A 19,614-nucleotide genomic window follows, 5' to 3' on the forward strand; every position below is an offset into this window, starting at 1 on the left:
CACCTGTTTATTATTAATTATAGTACTCCCAAAGTTATGTGGGAACAAAATCACATTAAAAAGACAGACTCCTAATCGAGTCTGCCTTCTGATTAAAACGTCTATTTTAACGAGCTTTTAATTGAAACATCCACTAGCGATTTCCAGCGTGCGTACGCCAACAAGATTTCAGGAGTCTTTCTTACTGCATCGATCATCTTCTGTGTGCGTGCTAACATATGGGCCAATACTCTGCTGGAGGAGGTTTTAGACAGAATTTCTTTTTCAATGGCGTTGACCGCTCTCTGAATCTTTCTTGATTCATAGTCTGAACAATATTTGCATTCTCTAAGCTGGTGAATTAACTGAGCAGAAGCAATTGTGATGCACTTTATCACCGGCTGATCTACAGCAATCGTTTCCTGTGAAGTATAATCTTTCTCTAGTTGAGTTTGAAAATAAGTGTAGTCAATCATGATAATCTTCTCCTAAAGTGGATTTTAACTGTTATTTACCCTCCTAGAAAACCTTCAAAACGGGTATTATTTCCTGTTTTTATAAAAAAGAAATGCTCGAAAAAAGTCTAAATAAACCCTTTATCTTCAAATTAAATAGTTGAGATTCCTAAGGGCAAAAGAATCTCCTTATAACTAAGCTATTCAGTTGACAAATATTTAGAACCAAATTATGATCGGTTACATAAAGTAACTGATATTTCGGAGGAGATAACGATGACATTTCATGGGGAGCAGGCAATATTTGTTGGAGAAGCAGCCATTCGTGTACAGGATCTAAAAAGGTCGACTAAATTTTATAAGGAGATTCTTGGTTTTAATGTTTTGGCTGAAACAGAAAGAAGTGTTTGTTTCACTGCAGATGGAAAAAAGCCGCTGCTGACAATTGAGCAGCCGGATGGAATTAAGCCGAAAGAACAGAATACCACTGGGCTGTATCATTTTGCTCTATTATTGCCGGAGCGTGCCCACCTGGCAGCTTTAGTAAAGCATTTTGCTGATAACGGAGTACGGTTTGGCTCCTCTGACCACCTGGTGAGTGAAGCTCTTTATTTAAATGATCCGGATGGAAATGGTATTGAAGTATATACCGATCGTTCGAGCAGCAAATGGAGCTGGGAAAATGGAAACGTGTTAATGGCAGTGGATCCATTGGATTTTGAAGCTCTTCTTGAGGATCGAAAGGGCGAGTGGAACGGGCTTCCTGAAGAGACAGTAATGGGACATATTCATCTCCATGTATCTGAGCTGCAAAAAACAGAGGAATTTTATGTGAAAGGACTCGGATTTGATGTAGTCAGCCGATTTGGCAATCAGGCGCTGTTTCTTTCTGTTGAGAATTATCATCATCATATTGGATTGAATACGTGGAACGGTGTTGGAGCCCCAAAACCACAAAAAAATACAGCAGGGCTGAGCTGGTTCTCGCTCGTTTTTCCAACTGAGGAAAAAAGAAATGAGATTATCTCTCAGATAAAATTATTCGGCGGCGAAGTATCAGAAGACAATAACGGCTTCACTACAGAGGATCCTTCAGGCAACAAGATAAAATTGAAGATATATCCGGAGAATGGTTGAAAAAACACCACCCATTTTTAATAAAATTTGTATATGGAAGCAGGAAAATCCTGCTTGTTTGCAGAATATATAAGTAAACACAGCAAAAATGCCAATCCTCTTGTCTTTAGCCTTATGAGTTTGGAAAATATCTATACAAGGAGGAATTCCCATTGGATGAAATACGTTTAATTCCTTATCAAGTGAGTGATATTCTCACGATGTCGCAAGATAATATTCCCGAAGGTATTAAAATGATTCAAGCTCCAGAGGTATGGGAAGAAGCGGATCAGGGGGCAGGGCAAGTCATTGCAGTTATCGATACTGGATGCCAGGTTGATCATCCGGATCTGGCTGACCGAATTGTCGGTGGACGTAATTTTACCAGTGATTACAAAAGCGCTCCTGAAAATTTCAGTGACAATAACGGGCATGGAACCCATGTAGCCGGGACAATCGCAGCATCTGCATCTGAAACCGGCCTTGCAGGGGTTGCTCCAAAGGCAGGTTTATTAATCTTAAAGGTTTTGACGGGCAGCGGCAGCGGCAGCTATAAAGGAATTGTTGACTCCATCCATTATGCAATTGACTGGACAGGACCAAATGGAGAAAAAGTATGTGCATTGTCGATGTCTCTCGGCGGACCCAACGATCTTAAGGATCTTCATGATGCAGTAAAACGAGCTGTTTCAGAAGGGATTGCAGTTATCTGTGCAGCTGGTAATGAAGGAGACAACCGTCCTGAAACAGATGAATTTGCTTATCCGGGCGCTTACCCGGAAGTTATTCAAATTGGGGCCGTAAACTTTAATCGGGAACTGGCTGCGTTCAGTAATACCAATGACGAAATTGACCTCGTCGCTCCGGGTGTTGATATTCACTCAACATTTCTTGAAGGAAAGTATGCAACTCTTTCAGGAACATCCATGGCGACTCCCCATGTGTCAGGCGCAATGGCTTTGATTAAAAATATTACACAAAAAAGATTTGAACGCGAGCTGACGGAAGCAGAGCTGTATGGCCAGCTCATCAAGCGAACGGTTCCGTTGGGCTATCCGAAAACGGCTGAAGGAAACGGGCTTCTTGCTCTCGGCGTAGTTGATCAATTATCCAAAGTATTTTCATTCTATAATACATGTGTGGATACGAACACCACAGTGCAAAAAAGCAGCGAATTTCAAACGACAACAAAATCTGTCTGACCAAAAAAACCCTTTCGGCTGCTGCTATAATGCCGAAAGGGTTTCATTTTCTAACGTGTTCTAACGATCCTGATAAAGATGGTTTGGTTACGATTGATTTTTGATTTGACAATATACCTACCGGGGTATATAATCATAACTAGTTGGAGGAGGAAGATGCAATGAATTACGATGATAAAGTCAAAAATAGAGTCAAACGGATAGAAGGACAATTGAAAGGAATTCTGCGTATGATGGAAGAAGAGCAGGACTGCAGAGATGTCATTGTTCAACTTTCTGCAGCGAGAACAGCGATTGACCGCACAATGGGTGTAATTGTCAGTTCAAACCTGGTCGAATGCGTGCGCAAAGCAAATGAAGACGGCGAAGATACAGATGCACTAGTGCAGGAAGCCGTAAATCTTCTTGTAAAAAGCAGATAATATAAAAAGGTCGATATGCCTTTTTATTTACATTAAATTATACCCGTGGGGGTAAAAAATTTAATTAAAAATATACCCATAGGGGTAAAAATAGGAGGAACAAAAAATGACTGAACAAAAGAAGAAAACAACGATCGTGTTATTCAGTGGTGACTATGATAAAGCTATGGCTGCCTATATTATTGCCAACGGTGCAGCGGCTTACGATCATGAGGTAACGATCTTTCATACGTTTTGGGGATTGAATGCATTAAGAAAAGATGAGCTCGTCCCTGTGAAAAAAGGATTTCTTGAGTCAATGTTCGGCAAAATGATGCCGCGTGGGGCAGATAAAATGGGTCTTTCTAAGATGAATTTTGCAGGAATGGGTCCAAAAATGATTAAACATGTGATAAAAAAGCATAATGCCATGACATTGCCTGAGTTGATTGACATGGCTAAGGAACAAGAAGTGAAACTTGTAGCGTGCACCATGACGATGGATTTGCTGGGCCTTCAAAAAGATGAGCTTGTACATGGCCTTGATTACGCAGGGGTAGCGGCCTACCTGGGTGATGCTGAAAAAGGAAATGTAAATCTGTTTATTTAAAGGAGAGTTTAAAAAAGGTGGATGTAAACATTGCAATAAATACAGTCCTGATTATCGTGGTCTTGCTTTTTGCTTTCCGATTCTTTGCATCTGCAAAAGGCATCAGCCAGATAAGTACTGAGCAATTAAAGGGAAAATTAAAACAAGGAAATACACAATTGGTTGATGTCAGAACGCCGCTGGAATTCAATGCTGGGAGTATTAAAGGATTTAAAAACATTCCTTTAAGTGAATTAAATAAAAGGTCAAATGAGTTATCCAAAGATCAGGAGGTCATTATCATTTGTCAAAGCGGTATGAGGAGCACTAAAGCAGGAAGAGTACTTCAGAAAAAAGGCTATTCACTTATTACAAATGTTAAGGGCGGCATGAACGCCTGGCACTAGGGGAGGCAAGGCAAGATGAAACAAAGTACACCAAGTGAAGTTGAGACCTGCATCAGGGAAAAGCGTTCCATCAAAATCATTGATGTGCGTGAAGTTGAAGAAGTAGCTGAGGGTAAAATTCCTGACGCGATTCATATCCCTTTAGGATTACTGGAATTTCGTATGCACGAATTAGATAAATCTACTGAGTACACAATGGTTTGCCGGTCTGGAGGAAGAAGCGCCATGGCGACAAAACTGCTGGAGAACCACGGCTTCAAGGTGGTAAATATGTCAGGCGGGATGATGGCGTGGGAAGGACCTGTGGAGTAAGCATTCTTAATAAAGGTAATAAGGAGGAATTATAAATGATTGAAACAAATGAACGTTTGGATGCTAAGGGGTTAGCATGCCCAATGCCGATTGTAAAAACGAAAAAAGCTATGAATGGGCTGGAGCCGGGACAAGTGCTTGAAGTTCAGGCAACAGATAAGGGCTCAACAGCGGACTTAAAAGCCTGGGCAGAAAGCGCAAACCATCAATACCTGGGGACGGTTGAAGAAGGCGAAGTGCTGAAGCATTACCTGCGTAAAGCAGGCACCGATGAATCGTTGGAAAAAAATCATGAGCCAGTTGCATCAAACGAAGAATTAAAAAACAAGCTGGGTAAAGAAGGAATACTTGTGCTGGATGTGCGTGAAAAGGCTGAATATGCATTTAATCATATTCCTGAATCCCTATCTGTCCCGCTTGGTGAGTTGGATAGTAAAGCGGAGAGTTTAGATAAGGAAAAAGAAATCTATATAGTGTGCCGCACCGGCAGCAGAAGTGATTTAGCCGCCAGAAAACTTACAGCAGCAGGATTTACCAAGGTAATCAACGTTGTTCCCGGCATGAGTGAGTGGGATGGACCCACTAATTCTTTATAAGAATGAAATTTTTTTAAGTGAATAAATACCGTAGGGGGTAAAAAGAATGTCCGTTACACCATTAACAGCGAAACAACTAACAAGAAAAATAATCGAAAAAGAAGCTCTGTTTATACTCGATGTGCGTAATGAAGATGCGTATTCCGATTGGAAAATTGAAGGAGAAAAAGTTACATCAATTAACATCCCTTACTTTGATTTGCTTGACGGAGTGGAAGAGGTAATTAAAAAGCTTCCCGCAGATGTACCCGTAGTCGTTGTTTGTGCGAAGGAAGGATCATCCATCATGATTGCCGATATGCTGGCAGAAGAAGGGCAGGATGTGTCTTACCTCCAGGGCGGGATGAAGGCATGGAGCGAGCACTTGGAGCCGATTAAGGTTGGCAATTTAAATGATGGCGGGGAAATTTATCAATTTGTTCGTATAGGGAAAGGCTGCTTATCTTACATGGTCGTATCCCAAGATGAAGCTGCATTGATCGATGCAACACGAATGACAGATGTGTATATTGATTTTGCCGCAGCTTTAGGTGTGAAAATTAAACATGTACTTGATACACACTTACATGCAGATCACATTTCCGGGGGACTGAAAATTGCACAGGCAACCGGTGGAACGTATTGGCTGCCTCCGAAAGATGCTGAAAATGTCCCGTTTTCTTATGAACCTTTAGAAGAAGGCAAAAATTTATCCATTGGAAACACAACAATTTCCATTCAGCCGTTATACTCGCCGGGGCATACCATTGGGTCCACATCCTTTATTGTAGATCAGTCATTTTTGCTTTCGGGTGACATTTTGTTTGTTGATTCCATAGGCAGACCGGATTTAGCCGGGCTTGCTGAGGATTGGGTTGGAGATTTGCGTGAAACACTCTACAGCCGGTACAAAGCACTGTCGAGCGAACTCATCGTGCTACCTGCTCATTTTATGATTATGGATGAACTAAATAATGATGGAAGTGTTTCTGCTTCACTTGGAGACCTTTTTGAACATAATCATGGATTAAACATTGACAATGAAGAGGAATTTCGCAAAAAGGTTACAGCCCATTTGCCCCCTCAGCCAAATGCATATCAGGAAATTAGGGAATTAAATATGGGTAAGATCCAAAAAGATTCGGAAGAGCAGCGTGAAATGGAGATAGGTCCAAATCGCTGTGCAATTCGATAATCAATTAACAGGAGGTTTTACAGATGAACGTAACAAAAGTATTAGATGCGAAAGGTCTTGCTTGTCCTATGCCGATTGTTAAAACAAAAAAAGCAATGGCTGAACTTAATTCCGGGGAAGTTCTGGAAATACATGCAACAGATAAAGGAGCAAAAAGCGATCTGGCTGCATGGTCAGCTTCCGGTGGTCATGAATTAATCGACTCAAAGGAAGAAAATGATGTGCTGAAATTCTGGGTCAAAAAGGGTTAATTAAAAAGGGAGCCTTAGAAAGGTTCCCTTTTGTTATGAGGAGGCGAGCTTGCGATGGATGTTAATTTTATTTTGATTATCTTTTTTATTGGTTTTATTGGTTCTTATATTTCCGGAATGCTTGGCGTTGGGGGATCGATTATAAAATATCCGATGCTGCTTTATATTCCGCCATTATTTGGTTTGGCTGCTTTCAGCGCGCATGAAGTGGCTGGCATAAGCGCAGTGCAGGTTTTTTTCGCAACAATAGCCGGCGTCTGGGTATATAGAAAAGGCGGGTACCTGAATAAAAGCCTGATCATCTATATGGGGATCAGTATTTTAGTCGGCAGCTTTGCAGGAGGATATGGTTCAAAGCTCATGCCGGAATCTGCCATTAATATCGTTTATGGTATATTGGCTGTTATTGCTGCTATCATGATGTTCATTCCTAAAAAGGGAATCGATGATATACCGCTTGATCAGGTCACATTTAATAAACCGCTTGCCGCAGTTTTAGCTTTCATCGTCGGGACAGCTGCGGGAATTGTCGGTGCTGCGGGTGCATTTTTATTAGTTCCGATAATGCTTGTCGTACTAAAAATTCCGACTCGGATGACGATTGCATCATCCTTGGCTATCACATTTATTTCTTCAATTGGTGCCACGGTGGGAAAACTTACAACAGGGCAGGTGGATTATTTTCCAGCACTAATTATGATTATTGCAAGCTTGATTGCCTCACCTCTTGGGGCAATGGCAGGTAAAAAGGTGAATACCAAAATACTGCAGATCATTTTAGCCGTACTCATCCTGGCTACTGCAATAAAAATTTGGATGGATATCCTCATTTAAGTCAAGTTCGCGCCTTATTGTCAGGCGCGGATTTGGCTTTTTATCATTGCAGCAGAAATATTTTCTACCCATCTTCCACTTCGATCGGGGCATATTACTTTTAGGGGGTGAGCCTTATGAGTAATCCAAAAAAGAACAGCAAAGCGTTTGTACCGAATCATTTGGGGACACAGCCTAAAAATCCAACGAAAACAAATAAGGGCAAGATGCTGGATAAAACAGGAAAGCATCCGGACGCCATAAACGGATAGGTTCTAAAAAAACTGACTGGGGGAATTTCAATGAGCGACCACTGCAATCCAAACAAAGGTGAACACAGAGCTAAAATGAAAAAAATGGAAGAAATGCTGAATAATACGTTAGCAAATGCACACGATACGGAAGTTTCAATTGAACATGCTGATAGCGCAGCTCAAGTTGAGAAATTAAAAGAAAAAAATGCACAAAGACAAGAAAGTATTGGTGACACACGAAGAGAAATTGAAGAAGAGCGATCAAATTTATAAAAATACCGGGCACCCTGGATAGGGTGCCCGATTTTTTTACTCATCCTCACCAATTGTTCGATGACTGGAAGCTGCCATCCGTTCTTGAGGATGGGTGTTAATTGAACCGTCAGCCCTTTTAGATGCGAATTTAGCTTTAGCACGGCCTTTGCCGGCTTCACCTTTCATAGAAGTTGCAGGAAAGTTTTTCGCTTTGTTTCGCATATTGATCTCCTCCAGCGCTTTTTTTGCGTGGTCATGTAATACGTTCACGCATCCTTAGTTTGTGAGGTTCCCTCAGAATTATTAGCCCCATCACTTGCCAAGCATATAATTTGTATTTCGGGAAAATTTAAGAACAGAGGTGATTAATGATGGGTAAAGACAGACAAGAGAAAAAGCTGAAAAACGAAGGCAAAGTAGAATCTGACCGTGACCAGTCCCTTCACTACCCTGGTGCAGCAAGACCTGAAAAAGAAGGGGAAAGAGGAAGAGTAATCGAAGAGTAAGAAAAAAACCGTTCCGCTTATTAGCGGAACGGTTTTTTTATAGCTTTACAAAGAAAGGCAGGTTTTCTGCACCCGTTAAACGCGCATATGTAAACAGCTGTCCTTTATGGTGTATTTCGTGATCTTTTCCGCTTTCCAGAAGAACAATTCCGGGCATTGTCCGATTAAAAATTTCTACTTCCTTTTCTAATTGAGCGGGAGTAAGTGACTTTAAGTCAGATATTGTCTGCTCAGTCGCAGCCTGCAGATAATCGGTCAATTCTGTGATTGAATTAATCCTATTGTCCTTTGCGGGAGAAGTGAACTCGCCATTTTTTACTGTCTGCACAAACATACTTGTAGAATTTGAAATATGCTGCACCAGCTCTGACAAAGTCATGGCGCCTTCCCATGGTTTGAAATTCAAATGATCATCGTCAACAACTTCCAATAATTCGATTAATGATTCTCTGTGGCTTAACCAGCTAGCGATATATGCGTCAATTTTACCCATATTTATTATTCCCCTCTTTCATTATGTAATGATTTGAGTATAGACCAATAAAGCAGAGGATTCCAAAATTTTGCTTCATCTAATGTTTTCTGTTTTGGGAGATCGGGAAGCACAAATATATAAAGGAAAGGTCAGTGTGGCACTCAGTTCTTCATAGGGTAAAAGTGAATCTGGGGTAATGCATGTTTATTGTAAGTAGGTAAAAGATAAGCGTGTGGTAAAAAATAAGGGAGCGGGTGATGATTATGAAGGATAAATTAATTCCTGTGACTTCAGTTAAAGCTGGGGACGAGCAAGATGTAGCCCCACATGTATGCATGTATACAAACCAAGTGGTGAACCTGTTTTTTATTACAACTGATACTGCTTCTAACTCCTGGGTTTTAGTGGATGCAGGTATGCCAAAATCAGCCGAAAAGATTAAGAAAGAGGCCGAGGAGAGATATGGAAAAGGCACAAAACCTGACGCTATTTTGCTGACACACGGTCATTTCGATCATGTAGGCGGGGTGAAAGAGCTTGCAGAAGAATGGGGTGTGCCTGTTTACGCCCATTCGCTGGAACTTCCCTACTTAACAGGAGAGTCAGATTATCCTGAACCCGATCCTTCTGTTGACAGCGGACTCGTTGCGAAAATGGCACCAATGATATTTCCCAATGAAGCGATAAACATAGCTAATCATGTTCACACTTTGCCTGAGGATGGGAGTGTTCCTTATCTGCCCGAATGGAAATGGATACATACACCAGGGCACACGCCGGGACACGTTTCATTCTTCCGGGAAAAAGATCGTTTTTTACTGGCTGGAGATGCCTTTGTAACGGTAAAGCAGGAATCACTGTACCAGGTCACGGTTCAGAAACTTGAGATCAGCGGACCGCCAAAGTATTTAACGATGGATTTCGGTACATCGCTTAATTCGATCCGCAAGCTTCAGGCGTTAAGTCCTTTGGCAGCCGCCACGGGCCACGGAAAACCAATGGACGGTGAGCTGTTATCAGCCAGTCTTGATAGGCTGGTAAATAATTTTGATTCGATCGGAATGCCGGAGGACAAATAAAAGTGTCCTTTCATATGAAATGCAAAGAGAAGCGCGTAAAATGCGCTTCTTTCTTTTTAATGTTTTGAATGCATTTATAATTTAGTGATAGCCATTTTGTCCATTCGCTGAGCTGGATGTTTTACCTTTTGGTTTTTGTTTGCTGTTTTGTTTTGTGCCGCCGTCTTTTTTCTGTTTTTTCTCTGAACTCACTGATCTTCACCTCCTGGACTCTTTGGTTTATTTTTTCCTGAATAACAGGTAAGTATGCTGTGCAGATATTTGTGTATTATATAAAAAAGCCATGATCCGTTAAAGGTCATGGCGGCTGTTTAATTTTTACGCATTGCTTTTAAAATGAAGCTGACAATTAGTATAAGGATGATTGCTCCTATAAGTGCTGGAATAATAGCGATATCCGCTATGTCAGGTCCCAAATCACCCATAATCATATCACCCAGCCACGCGCCTATAATCCCCGCAATAATATTTCCAAGAATGCCTCCCGGAATGTCTTTGCCGAGAATAACCCCAGCGAGCCAGCCAATCAAACCACCGACGATTAAATATAAAATAAATCCCATTTTTTTCACCTCCCAATCGTATGTTTTAGATTGACCCAAAAAAGATGAATTTATGTATTTATCTGGTTTCAAGCATCGTACATAAGTATTCATCCGGGAGGGGAAACTTTTAATAAACAAGTTCTGTTAATCTCGGCTGTTGGTATTTGTACACCGCGTAAAGCGTTGAAAAGTACAATACTTACCCGCTTGAGTGGGCTAGTCAACATCCACTTTAAACAAAGCCGATATAAGGATAAAAAAACGGAGGGATACAATTGAGAAGAAAAGAAGCATTAAAGAAAATGGGGATTCTGGTGGCAGCGGCATCGATTGTTGCCGGATGTAATGATAATCATGAAAATAACAGTACAGAGGTTGAGGACCTTCACCATACAGATGAAGGCGGTGCGAACATAACCGATCGCGACCGTGAAATTCTGGATAACAGAAATGATGGATCGTATATAGAAGCAGACGATGGTGGAACAGAAGCAAATAATGACTTTTGGGACGGTGTCGGGGGAGAAGACAAAGAAAACGAAAATAATTAGTTCCATCATGGCTCTACTGGGAAGAACCGAAACAAAACATTGCACAACAAAAGAATGTCCATTGAGGACATTCTTTTTGTTGTGAATAACCATTAGAATGCTTAGGTTCATTGGAACAGATACGGGACTGCCGTGTGAAATAGCAGGCGAGGCGAGCCTGCAGTGGAAATGAAGCGGTCCTTTGTTGAAGAATCAGTGTCCCGGCTTGTTTTTTTTGTTTGTTAATATTTTGTAAATACAGGAAAATACAGGACTAATGTATTATGTCTATCAAAATAAATCTCTTTATAATTAGAATAGTAACCCTATTCATAAAATTATAGAGGAGCTGTTTTGCTTGAACAAACGTTTTCAAAGGCTGGGAAGAAAAGTATTAGCCGGGACGATGGTGTTTTCTGTGCTGGCAACACCTGCAGCAGGAACATCAGCAGATTCCCCATCAAAGAAAAAAGCAGGAAAGCATGATGTGGAGCTCAGAATACTTGGCACGTCTGACATACACACGCATTTATACAACTACGATTATTATAAAGATGCCGAAACAAATGAGTTTGGATTGGCGAAAACAGCAACCTTAATTAAAGAAGCACGGTCAGAAGCGGACAATACTTTATTATTTGATAACGGAGATTTGATTCAGGGAAACCCGCTGGGCGATTATAAGGCAAGAGTGGATATTCTTGAAGATGGTGAGGTACACCCGGTTTTTCAGGCCATGGAATTGCTGGACTACGATGCAGCTACAGTCGGAAACCATGAATTTAACTACGGGCTGGATTACCTGGCGGAAGTGCTGGACGATGCGCCTTTCCCATACGTAAATGCTAACGTGGTTAAGGACGATGGTGACCTCAGCCCATTAAATGATCGAAATTATTTCAAACCTTATCAGATTATCAAGAAAAAAGTAACAGATGAAAAAGGCAGAAAAAAGACGCTGAAAATAGGGGTCATAGGCGTTGTTACGCCACAAATTACGCAATGGGATAAAGCGCAGCTTGAAGGGAAAGTAAAAACAAAGGATATTGTAAAGTCAGTCAAAATGAACATCCCGAAGATGAAGAGGGACGGAGCTGATTTAATTATTGTTCTTTCTCATTCAGGTATTGGGGATACAGAGTATGCAAAATTAGAAGAAAATGCTACATACGATCTTACTAAGCTCGAGGGTATAGATGCCATCATCACCGGACACAGCCACGCCAACTTTCCAGGGGCCTATTCAGACCTCCCGGGTGTTAACACTGAGAAAGGAACAATTAATGGCGTACCAGTTGTGATGCCTGGCAGCTGGGGCAATAATTTGGGGGTAATGGATCTTACGATATCCAAGAAAAAAGGAGACTGGGTGGTAAAGGATTCAGCAACCAGTCTTAAGCCGATTTTCTCAAAGGATAAAGGAAGCCTTGCGGATCCGGATCCGGAAGTATTGGCGGCTGTAAAGGAAGCGCATGACGGAACGGTGAATTATGTCCGCCAGGCGGTCGGAACGACTACTTCTGACATTCACAGCTACTTTGCATTGGTGCAGGACGATCCTTCAATCCAGATTGTAACGAATGCGCAAAAATGGTATATCGAAAACAAGCTGGCAGGCACAGAGGACGAGAATACACCAATTCTTTCTGCAGGAGCGCCATTTAAAGCGGGCGGAAGAAGTGGTGCAAGCTATTACACGTATATTCCTCAAGGCGAAATTGCCATAAAAAATGTCTCGGATTTGTATTTATACCCGAACACAGTGGCAACTGTAAAAGTCACCGGAGCAGACGTGAAGGAATGGCTTGAAATGTCAGCGGGTCAATTTAATCAGATTAATCCAGGCGGCAGTAATGGACAGGCATTGATTAATAATGATTTTCCTACCTACAACTATGATGTCATTGATGGGGTTACGTATGAAATTGATGTAACGGAACCGGCAAAATATGATAAGGATGGAAAGCTGAAGAATGCTGATGGGAACCGTATTAAAAACTTAGAATATCAAGATGAGCCAATCGATCTGAACCAGGAATTTATTGTTGTTACAAACAACTACCGGGCAAGCGGAACGTTTCCTGGTGTGAAGAATAACACCGCTGTTGAGCTTTACCCAGATGAAAACCGCCAGGCAATCATCGATTATATTCGTGATCTTGGCACGATCGATCCATCAGCAGACGGAAACTGGCGTTTTGCATCTGTGAGCAATGTGAATGTCACGTTCCAGTCCTCGATGGATGCTGTCGACTCACTCCCGGCAGATGACCGCATTAAATATTCCGGTGAGGCAGGCAATGGGTTTGGCAGCTATATACTGGAATTAGATGAACAAGGTGAGTAATACTGCCTGGTTATAAATTAGGCTTTGTTAAATGTGGCTGTTGATTTCCATTGAAGGCGTTCGCTTTCCGCTCCCGCTACATCCCGCAGGAGTCTCACACCTTCAGCTCCAATCAACGGTGGTCAAATATCAACAGCCGATTTTAACAGAGCTATAAATTAAAAACGAGAGTGTCTGAACGAAAAGACGCTCTCTTTTTTACGACAGAAACAAAACACTTAATGGAAAAGGGTGAAGCAGTTGCTTGAAGTACTAGAATATAACGACCTCTTATTATTTAAAATAGACGTTATTCCATTTTTGCAGCAAAATGAAACAGAGAATAATTTATCATTAGGCATTTTGAACTCTCTTGAAGATGGAGGAGAAAAACCGCTGCTGATGGCGGCTGTTCTTAAAAATGACAAGCTTTCAATGGTGCTGCTCCAAACCATTCCTGTTCAGGTCATTTTTTCTAAGCCGGCAGGATTAACGACGCAGGATTATAAGATACTTGGCAGCCTTCTGGTGAAGTTGAATATACCGGGTATTGTGGGTGAAAAAGAATGTGGGTTGGCTGTTATGGATGCAATGAGCGATCATCTGCAAAAAAAATACGCAATTGGGATGAACCAGCGAATTTATAAACTGGATCATGTAACAAAAGCTGCAGCCCCGGACGGCAAGCTTCGAATCCTGCGGCACGAGGACCTGTCAGTCGTAAAAGAGTGGGTCTACCTTTTTCATGAAGAAATTGATCAGCCCATTGATAGGGAAGAAGCTGGGAAAATCGCTGCCGCTGTAATTAAGAAGGGCTGCCTTCACGGATGGGAATCAAAAGCGAAACTTGTTTCAATGGCCAATATCTCCAGACCTACGAAAACCAATTGTACAGTCACTTTAGTCTTTACCCCAAAGGAAGAACGCGGGTTTGGTTTTGCATCCAGCTGCGTGTCAGCTCTATCCCAGAAAATGCTCAACCAGGGCTTTCGATCAACCAGTCTGTACACAGACCTGGATAACCCGACCTCAAACAAAATTTACATCGAAATTGGATATAAGCCTATTATGGATTCTGTTGCAGTCCATTTTACCGAGTAGCTTTATACATCTAAAAGAACGTGTTGAGCTCTATAAAAAACAACAATAACTCCATTCGTCATGAAGTATTCAATCTTATCTCGATCAAGCTGCACTGAAATCTTATTTAATGGGTAAAGATTGTAATAGGTACCAGGAATCGATAGAGGAGGAACTTCTGTGACAGAATTATCAAATGAATATATTGAAGAAGTAGTTAAGGCGTGCAGACCTTTCGCATCAAAAGGAAGCGTCATTGGCCATATTCCCGGACTTGATCAGTCCCATCTGACCGATCTGGGTGTAACGATCGTCACGCTTGATGGCAAAACGTATTCAGCAGGGGAAGCTGAACACAATTTTTCCATTCAGAGCATTTCCAAGGTCATTATCTTGCTAATAGCATTGGAGGATTTTGGGAAAGATATCGTATTCCAAAAAGTAGGCATGGAACCTACAGATGATTTCTTTAATTCAATCTCCAATTTAGAAAGCTATGAAGGCCACCGTCCTTACAATCCTTTTATTAATTCCGGCGCCATTGCGACAGCCAGCTTAATTAAAGGCGGCTCAGTTAAAGAAAAATTTAACCGTATTTTGGATTTTCTGCGAACCATAACAGAGAATGACAAAATCTATATGAATGAGGAAACCTACGATGCGGAAATTAAAAACGGAGCAAGAAATAAAGCCTTGGCCTACTTTATGGAAAGCACTGGTGTTTTATCCGCTCAGGAATCGGATGATGCACTGGATCTTTATCATCGCGTAAACTCCATTGAAATAAATGCTTTAGCATTAGCTAAAATTGGTTGTTTCCTATCCAACCACGGCCGGATAATCGGCAAAAAGAAACAGCTGATTCATGCCGAGCATGTGCGTACAGTAAAAGCCATTATGCTGACATCAGGGATGTATAATGAATCAGGAACATTTGCTGTTGAAGTGGGATTTCCTTTAAAAAGCGGAGTTTCCGGCAGCATTGTGGGTTCCGTGCCCGGTAAAATGGGGATCGGCATCATCGGACCTGCCATTAATAAAAAAGGTAACAGTCTGGCTGGAGGAGAAGTGCTGCGCCTTCTATCAAAGGATTTAAAGTTAAATATTTTTCATGATGAAAACTCATAGACCTGCGGCGCTGTGGGAACAAACTACATAAGAATGCTCTCACGAAAAGATTCGTGAGAGCATTTTTACTTTGTTCAGGATCGTTTGTCTATTTAAGAAAGGCTTACTTCCAGTGTTTTCAGACCTCTTAATAAAAAGACATGCTTCCAGTCCGGCTCACTCCCCGGCTGCTGAGCTGGACGTATTTCAGGGAATGCAGTCAGCAGTTTTTCGAGAGCAATTTTTCCTTCCAGACGGGCAAGTGGTGCACCAAGACAAAAATGAATGCCAAACCCAAATGCCACATGAGCATTTTGCTCTCTCGTAATATCGAATTCGCCGGCATTTTTAAATTTTTCTTCATCACGATTTGCAGAGCTTAACGATGCCAGCACTAAATCGCCGCGGCGGATTGTTTTGCCATGAAAATCCGTATCATCTTCCGCCCAACGAGCAGTTGAGAAGTCAACCGGGCTGTAAAATCGAAGCCCTTCTTCAATTGCCGGTTCCACAAGAGATAAATCGGCTTTCAATTTTTTAAATTGTTCCGGGTGCTCAAAAAGAGCGTACATGGTGTTTGATATAAGGTTAACAGTTGTTTCATGTCCTGCGATAATAAGAAGCACAATCATGGAATAAAGTTCATCCCTGTTTAATTGATCTCCTTCCTCTTCAGCAAGTAAAAGTTTGGAGATAAAGTCGTCCTTGGGATTTGCTTTTCTCTTCTCAAACAATTGAGATAAATAGTCAATAAAAGCTGAAACATCCTCATGGAAGTCAGCCGCCATATCATCAGCAGCTTCTAAGATGGTATTGGACCATTTTCGGAATTTATTTCGGTCTTCTGCAGGTACGCCCAGCAGTTCGCTTATCACAATAATAGGAAGGGGGAACGCATAGTCATCAATCAAATCCACCGGTCCGTCCTTCTCTTTCATTTCTTTTATTAACTCTTCAGCAATTTCATTAATTCTCGGACCCAGTTCTCTAATCGTTTTCGGATTGAAATAAGGCTGAACCAGTTTTCTGAGACGAGTGTGGTCTGGCGGATCAACATCCAGCATCATATTGCGAAATATTGCGATAATCTTTCCATGATCTTCATTATTTGAAGGCTGAGTAAACAGTTTGCTTTGATCCTTGATAAAATAGGGTTTTTTTAATAGCTCTTTTACATGATCATATTTTGTGATAATCCAAGAGTTCTGCTCTGCCTGCTGACCCATAGAAAAAACAGGATCATTTTGGCGGAGGGTTTCATAAAAAGGATAGGCTCCTACTTTGAAATTGGACGAAAAAACAGCTTCCGCGGTTTTCATACATCTGCCTCCTAATGTTTCGAATAGCTAAATTATATAAGATATCATGGATACTCTCAAACAATATATGGAAATGTGGAGGAAGTTTTTAAGTGTTCAGATGCAATATGATCACAATTCCGGGGAAGTCAGCAGGCGGAAAAATTTGTTGAGCATCCAGCGTGCAATTTGTATTTGTGAAGAGCATAATAGTTTAGATAAGCAGTTACATAATGTTAATAAAATGGAAGTTTTAAAGAAAGCTTTGTTCGATGTAAACGCAACAGGCTGATGCCACTAAGGTGTCGGCCTTCTCCTTTTTAAAATTAACCATGTAACAAAAACCCTAAACTCAAAAGAAAGGTCGTTAAAATAAATGAATACATATACGGGAAAGAAGCGTTTGCAATTCGCGCTGTTACTTGGAACGCTGGGTGCACTGGGGCCACTAACCATTGATATGTATCTTCCGGCCTTTCCATCCATTGCTGGAGACCTTCAAACCAGCGCGTCATCTGTTCAGCTCAGCTTAACTGCCTGCTTGCTTGGTCTGGGTCTCGGCCAGCTGGTCATGGGACCGATGAGTGATGTGCACGGCAGAAAAAAGCCGCTCCTAATTGGTCTGGCAGCTTATTTGCTTGCATCTTTTTTAATTTCCTTATCATCGACAATCGGGTTTTTAATTGCCGCACGTTTTCTCCAGGGATTTGCCGCGGCCGCCGGAATCGTTATTTCCCGTGCGATTGTAAGAGATGTGTACAGCGGTCCTGAGCTTACAAAGTTCTTTGCACTGTTAATGCTTGTCAGCAACCTTGCACCTATATTAGCGCCGATTGCAGGCAGCGGAGTGCTGCTCTTTACCGACTGGAATGGGGTTTTTATTGTTCTCGGAGTTATTGGAATTCTGCTGTTTGGCATCATTTCATTACGTCTTCAGGAAACCTTGCCGCCAAGTGAAAGGGTTCCGAGCAATATCCTGCAAACGCTGAAAAACTTTAAATCTCTGCTGACCAACCGCCAATTTGCAGGTTATGCGCTTGCCCAGGGATTAATGATAGCCGGAGTGTTTGCTTATGTTTCAGGGACGCCATTTGTGTATCAGAACATTTACGGGGTATCTCCACAGCAATTTAGTCTCTTATTTGGCGTAAACGGATTTGGCTTGATTTTTGGTACCCAAATTGTAGGGAGGCTTTCGCACCGCATTCCGGAACGTCAATTTCTAATGATCGGCCTGCTGCAGGCAGGAGTTGTCAGCACTGCACTCCTGATCGCTGTGCTGTTGGACGGTCCGTTTATTTCTTTAGCTATACCGTTATTCTTTTTTGTTATGTCAATCGGGATGGTCTCTACCTCCAGCTTTTCTTTGGCAATGGAAACACAAGGGCATATTGCAGGGAGCGCATCGGCACTGCTTGGCCTGCTGCCGTTTTTACTTGGTTCCATCACAGCCCCGCTGGTCGGTATTGCAGGAGAATATACGGCTGTACCAATGGGAGCCATCATGTTTACAACCAGTACGCTTGCCTTGCTGTCTTATTTTGGTTTAGCAAGAAGATCGGAAAAACAGCCGGTATCATAAATCAAATAAAAAAGGCCAGTTTCTGTTTAAACAGAAACTGGCTCTTTTTATAGGGGTGGAATGTGCCCGGTGTATAAAGATTGTGGACGGTAAATGCGGTTGTCATTGGATTGCTCCATTATATTTGCTGTCCAGCCAACCATTCTGCTGGCAGTAAACGTGGGGGTAAACAGCTCTGGTGGAATCTCAACTGCTTTTAAAATGGCAGCAGCATAAAATTCAACGTTTGTATAAAGCTTACGCCCAGGCTTGAACTGACCCAGCAAAGTTAGAGCAGCGGCCTCCACATGGCAGGCTAAATCAAGCCAGGGGTCTTCTCCGGACAGTGTTAATGCCATTTCTTTCAGTGCTTCTGACCTGGGATCAGTTGTTTTATAAACCCTGTGGCCAAACCCCATCAGCTTCTTATTGTTTTTTAACTTTGCTGTTATCCATTTTTCTGCATGCTCTTTTGCTCCAATATCGTTCAGCATGCTGGTTACCTCACTTGGAGCACCGCCATGCAGCGGACCTTTCATAGCTCCAACAGCACCGGCAACACTCGATACCAAGTCAGATTCTGATGAAGCGATGACCCTTGCAGTAAAGGTCGAAGCATTCATTCCATGTTCCATCGTGAGGATTGAATAGGCGGTTAAAGCTTTTACATGAGCATCAGACGGGGTCTTCCCATGCAGCATATATAAATAGTTTTCAATATGGTTTAGCGAAGAATCCGGATCCACCGGTTTATTTCCATTCAGCAGAGCAAATCTTGTTGTTATGATGGCAGGTATGACAGCTGTAACTGCAATCGCTTGATCGATTGTGGGCGGCCATTGATAGGATTGGTCTTCCATTGAAGACAGACAGGTTCGTATAACACCCATCAATGACATCCTGGCAGGGAGCTGTTTCATGATAGCAAGAAGGTGCCCGGGCAATACCCGGCTTTTTTTGAAGCGGTCTTGAAGAGATTGTAATTTCTGCGCATTAGGAAGGGTGCCGTGCCACAAAAGGTAGCTAACTTCTTCAAATGTATGATGCAAGGATAACTTCTTTGCATCGTGTCCTCTATAGATTAACCGGCCGTTCTCTCCATCTACCAGGCTAATTGACGTTTTAGCTGCAATTATCCCTTCCAGGCCCTTGCTCCATTGGACGGTCATTTTGCTCACTCCAGTCTGTTAATTGCATGAACGGAATATTGTAAACGCACAATCCGGACATTTGTTATTCGTTACCAGGGGAAAATGGTCATTCTTCTTTAGATAAGGGAGAGTGAAGAAGGCTTCATTATATG

The 19,614-nt window shown here is 41.9% G+C and carries 25 protein-coding genes; 19 read left to right on the plus strand and 6 right to left on the minus strand.

The window, feature by feature from the left end; translation table 11 throughout:
* Positions 1-101: 101 nt before the first annotated feature.
* A complete protein-coding gene (locus E2R51_RS16420) occupies positions 102-455 on the minus strand; it encodes a hypothetical protein (RefSeq protein ID WP_133378173.1) in 354 nt (117 codons plus the stop codon).
* Between the two features lie 255 nt (positions 456-710).
* On the opposite strand from E2R51_RS16420, the gene E2R51_RS16425 reads away from it, so the two are divergent.
* From E2R51_RS16425 to E2R51_RS16480, 12 genes are all read left to right on the plus strand, one after another.
* On the plus strand, positions 711-1,571 hold the full coding sequence (locus E2R51_RS16425) for a VOC family protein (protein WP_133378174.1): 861 nt from the start codon (positions 711-713) through the stop codon (positions 1,569-1,571).
* A gap of 152 nt (positions 1,572-1,723) precedes the next feature.
* Positions 1,724-2,752, plus strand: a complete 1,029-nt coding sequence (locus E2R51_RS16430) for a S8 family peptidase (protein ID WP_304999974.1) — start codon at positions 1,724-1,726, stop codon at positions 2,750-2,752.
* Positions 2,753-2,913: 161 nt separating this feature from the next.
* The gene (locus E2R51_RS16435; protein ID WP_133378175.1) at positions 2,914-3,174 is read left to right on the plus strand and encodes a metal-sensitive transcriptional regulator; all 261 of its coding nucleotides are present in this window, start codon (positions 2,914-2,916) and stop codon (positions 3,172-3,174) included.
* 106 nt (positions 3,175-3,280) lie between these two features.
* Positions 3,281-3,763, plus strand: coding sequence for a DsrE/DsrF/DrsH-like family protein (locus E2R51_RS16440; RefSeq protein WP_133378176.1), 483 nt, complete (start codon positions 3,281-3,283; stop codon positions 3,761-3,763).
* A 17-nt stretch (positions 3,764-3,780) separates the two neighbouring features.
* Positions 3,781-4,149, plus strand: a complete 369-nt coding sequence (locus tag E2R51_RS16445) for a rhodanese-like domain-containing protein (protein WP_240733117.1) — start codon at positions 3,781-3,783, stop codon at positions 4,147-4,149.
* 15 nt (positions 4,150-4,164) lie between these two features.
* Positions 4,165-4,461: a rhodanese-like domain-containing protein gene (locus tag E2R51_RS16450; protein WP_133378177.1), complete on the plus strand. Its 297-nt coding sequence runs from the start codon at positions 4,165-4,167 to the stop codon at positions 4,459-4,461.
* Between the two features lie 35 nt (positions 4,462-4,496).
* Complete coding sequence (locus E2R51_RS16455) at positions 4,497-5,057, plus strand: sulfurtransferase TusA family protein (RefSeq protein ID WP_133378178.1); 561 nt, start codon at positions 4,497-4,499, stop codon at positions 5,055-5,057.
* Positions 5,058-5,103: 46 nt separating this feature from the next.
* On the plus strand, positions 5,104-6,231 hold the full coding sequence (locus E2R51_RS16460; RefSeq protein WP_133378179.1) for an MBL fold metallo-hydrolase: 1,128 nt from the start codon (positions 5,104-5,106) through the stop codon (positions 6,229-6,231).
* Between the two features lie 23 nt (positions 6,232-6,254).
* Positions 6,255-6,482, plus strand: a complete 228-nt coding sequence (locus E2R51_RS16465; RefSeq protein WP_133378180.1) for a sulfurtransferase TusA family protein — start codon at positions 6,255-6,257, stop codon at positions 6,480-6,482.
* A 54-nt stretch (positions 6,483-6,536) separates the two neighbouring features.
* Entirely contained in the window at positions 6,537-7,316 is a 780-nt protein-coding gene (locus tag E2R51_RS16470; RefSeq protein ID WP_133378181.1) for a sulfite exporter TauE/SafE family protein, read from the plus strand.
* Between the two features lie 116 nt (positions 7,317-7,432).
* Entirely contained in the window at positions 7,433-7,567 is a 135-nt protein-coding gene (gene sspN / locus E2R51_RS16475) for a small acid-soluble spore protein N (protein ID WP_133378182.1), read from the plus strand.
* A 30-nt stretch (positions 7,568-7,597) separates the two neighbouring features.
* Positions 7,598-7,822, plus strand: coding sequence for a hypothetical protein (locus tag E2R51_RS16480; protein ID WP_133378183.1), 225 nt, complete (start codon positions 7,598-7,600; stop codon positions 7,820-7,822).
* 36 nt (positions 7,823-7,858) lie between these two features.
* Here the strand turns inward: E2R51_RS16480 and sspK are convergent, their stop codons facing one another.
* Positions 7,859-8,026: a small, acid-soluble spore protein K gene (gene sspK, locus E2R51_RS16485; protein ID WP_133378244.1), complete on the minus strand. Its 168-nt coding sequence runs from the start codon at positions 8,024-8,026 to the stop codon at positions 7,859-7,861.
* A 149-nt stretch (positions 8,027-8,175) separates the two neighbouring features.
* Between sspK and E2R51_RS16490 the strand changes: the two genes are divergently transcribed.
* A complete protein-coding gene (locus tag E2R51_RS16490; RefSeq protein WP_133378245.1) occupies positions 8,176-8,310 on the plus strand; it encodes a YpzI family protein in 135 nt (44 codons plus the stop codon).
* A 37-nt stretch (positions 8,311-8,347) separates the two neighbouring features.
* Here E2R51_RS16490 and E2R51_RS16495 read toward each other — a convergent pair whose 3' ends face one another.
* Positions 8,348-8,803 carry a DinB family protein gene (locus tag E2R51_RS16495; RefSeq protein WP_133378184.1) on the minus strand — a complete coding sequence of 152 codons (456 nt, stop codon included), beginning with the start codon at positions 8,801-8,803 and terminating at the stop codon, positions 8,348-8,350.
* 245 nt (positions 8,804-9,048) lie between these two features.
* On the opposite strand from E2R51_RS16495, the gene E2R51_RS16500 reads away from it, so the two are divergent.
* A complete protein-coding gene (locus E2R51_RS16500) occupies positions 9,049-9,864 on the plus strand; it encodes an MBL fold metallo-hydrolase (RefSeq protein WP_240733118.1) in 816 nt (271 codons plus the stop codon).
* A gap of 311 nt (positions 9,865-10,175) precedes the next feature.
* Here the strand turns inward: E2R51_RS16500 and E2R51_RS16505 are convergent, their stop codons facing one another.
* On the minus strand, positions 10,176-10,427 hold the full coding sequence (locus tag E2R51_RS16505; protein WP_133378186.1) for a GlsB/YeaQ/YmgE family stress response membrane protein: 252 nt from the start codon (positions 10,425-10,427) through the stop codon (positions 10,176-10,178).
* A gap of 257 nt (positions 10,428-10,684) precedes the next feature.
* Here E2R51_RS16505 and E2R51_RS16510 point away from each other — a divergent pair, with 257 nt between their 5' ends.
* The 4 genes from E2R51_RS16510 to glsA all read left to right on the plus strand — a co-directional run bounded on the left by E2R51_RS16510 (position 10,685) and on the right by glsA (position 15,473).
* Positions 10,685-10,960 carry a hypothetical protein gene (locus tag E2R51_RS16510; RefSeq protein ID WP_133378187.1) on the plus strand — a complete coding sequence of 92 codons (276 nt, stop codon included), beginning with the start codon at positions 10,685-10,687 and terminating at the stop codon, positions 10,958-10,960.
* Positions 10,961-11,345: 385 nt separating this feature from the next.
* Positions 11,346-13,286, plus strand: a complete 1,941-nt coding sequence (locus tag E2R51_RS16515) for a bifunctional 2',3'-cyclic-nucleotide 2'-phosphodiesterase/3'-nucleotidase (RefSeq protein WP_133378246.1) — start codon at positions 11,346-11,348, stop codon at positions 13,284-13,286.
* Between the two features lie 240 nt (positions 13,287-13,526).
* Positions 13,527-14,366 carry a GNAT family N-acetyltransferase gene (locus tag E2R51_RS16520; protein WP_133378188.1) on the plus strand — a complete coding sequence of 280 codons (840 nt, stop codon included), beginning with the start codon at positions 13,527-13,529 and terminating at the stop codon, positions 14,364-14,366.
* 159 nt (positions 14,367-14,525) lie between these two features.
* Positions 14,526-15,473 carry a glutaminase A gene (gene glsA, locus E2R51_RS16525; protein ID WP_133378189.1) on the plus strand — a complete coding sequence of 316 codons (948 nt, stop codon included), beginning with the start codon at positions 14,526-14,528 and terminating at the stop codon, positions 15,471-15,473.
* 92 nt (positions 15,474-15,565) lie between these two features.
* Here the strand turns inward: glsA and E2R51_RS16530 are convergent, their stop codons facing one another.
* A complete protein-coding gene (locus E2R51_RS16530; protein ID WP_133378190.1) occupies positions 15,566-16,771 on the minus strand; it encodes a cytochrome P450 family protein in 1,206 nt (401 codons plus the stop codon).
* Positions 16,772-17,126: 355 nt separating this feature from the next.
* Here E2R51_RS16530 and E2R51_RS16535 point away from each other — a divergent pair, with 355 nt between their 5' ends.
* Positions 17,127-18,332, plus strand: coding sequence for a Bcr/CflA family multidrug efflux MFS transporter (locus E2R51_RS16535; RefSeq protein WP_133378191.1), 1,206 nt, complete (start codon positions 17,127-17,129; stop codon positions 18,330-18,332).
* Positions 18,333-18,379: 47 nt separating this feature from the next.
* Here the strand turns inward: E2R51_RS16535 and E2R51_RS16540 are convergent, their stop codons facing one another.
* Positions 18,380-19,480: a citrate synthase/methylcitrate synthase gene (locus tag E2R51_RS16540; RefSeq protein WP_133378192.1), complete on the minus strand. Its 1,101-nt coding sequence runs from the start codon at positions 19,478-19,480 to the stop codon at positions 18,380-18,382.
* Positions 19,481-19,614: the final 134 nt, after the last annotated feature.

The organism is Jeotgalibacillus sp. S-D1 (assembly GCF_004358665.1).
Classification (GTDB): domain Bacteria; phylum Bacillota; class Bacilli; order Bacillales; family Jeotgalibacillaceae; genus Jeotgalibacillus.

Coding starts and splice junctions, on each gene's coding strand:
- E2R51_RS16420 (WP_133378173.1), bottom strand. CDS start 455: ATGATTGACTACACTTATTTTCAAACTCAACTAGAGAAAGATTATACT.
- E2R51_RS16425 (WP_133378174.1), top strand. CDS start 711: ATGACATTTCATGGGGAGCAGGCAATATTTGTTGGAGAAGCAGCCATT.
- E2R51_RS16435 (WP_133378175.1), top strand. CDS start 2,914: ATGAATTACGATGATAAAGTCAAAAATAGAGTCAAACGGATAGAAGGA.
- E2R51_RS16440 (WP_133378176.1), top strand. CDS start 3,281: ATGACTGAACAAAAGAAGAAAACAACGATCGTGTTATTCAGTGGTGAC.
- E2R51_RS16450 (WP_133378177.1), top strand. CDS start 4,165: ATGAAACAAAGTACACCAAGTGAAGTTGAGACCTGCATCAGGGAAAAG.
- E2R51_RS16455 (WP_133378178.1), top strand. CDS start 4,497: ATGATTGAAACAAATGAACGTTTGGATGCTAAGGGGTTAGCATGCCCA.
- E2R51_RS16460 (WP_133378179.1), top strand. CDS start 5,104: ATGTCCGTTACACCATTAACAGCGAAACAACTAACAAGAAAAATAATC.
- E2R51_RS16465 (WP_133378180.1), top strand. CDS start 6,255: ATGAACGTAACAAAAGTATTAGATGCGAAAGGTCTTGCTTGTCCTATG.
- E2R51_RS16470 (WP_133378181.1), top strand. CDS start 6,537: ATGGATGTTAATTTTATTTTGATTATCTTTTTTATTGGTTTTATTGGT.
- sspN (WP_133378182.1), top strand. CDS start 7,433: ATGAGTAATCCAAAAAAGAACAGCAAAGCGTTTGTACCGAATCATTTG.
- E2R51_RS16480 (WP_133378183.1), top strand. CDS start 7,598: ATGAGCGACCACTGCAATCCAAACAAAGGTGAACACAGAGCTAAAATG.
- sspK (WP_133378244.1), bottom strand. CDS start 8,026: ATGCGAAACAAAGCGAAAAACTTTCCTGCAACTTCTATGAAAGGTGAA.
- E2R51_RS16490 (WP_133378245.1), top strand. CDS start 8,176: ATGGGTAAAGACAGACAAGAGAAAAAGCTGAAAAACGAAGGCAAAGTA.
- E2R51_RS16495 (WP_133378184.1), bottom strand. CDS start 8,803: ATGGGTAAAATTGACGCATATATCGCTAGCTGGTTAAGCCACAGAGAA.
- E2R51_RS16500 (WP_240733118.1), top strand. CDS start 9,049: ATGAAGGATAAATTAATTCCTGTGACTTCAGTTAAAGCTGGGGACGAG.
- E2R51_RS16505 (WP_133378186.1), bottom strand. CDS start 10,427: ATGGGATTTATTTTATATTTAATCGTCGGTGGTTTGATTGGCTGGCTC.
- E2R51_RS16515 (WP_133378246.1), top strand. CDS start 11,346: ATGGTGTTTTCTGTGCTGGCAACACCTGCAGCAGGAACATCAGCAGAT.
- E2R51_RS16530 (WP_133378190.1), bottom strand. CDS start 16,771: ATGAAAACCGCGGAAGCTGTTTTTTCGTCCAATTTCAAAGTAGGAGCC.
- E2R51_RS16535 (WP_133378191.1), top strand. CDS start 17,127: ATGAATACATATACGGGAAAGAAGCGTTTGCAATTCGCGCTGTTACTT.
- E2R51_RS16540 (WP_133378192.1), bottom strand. CDS start 19,480: ATGACCGTCCAATGGAGCAAGGGCCTGGAAGGGATAATTGCAGCTAAA.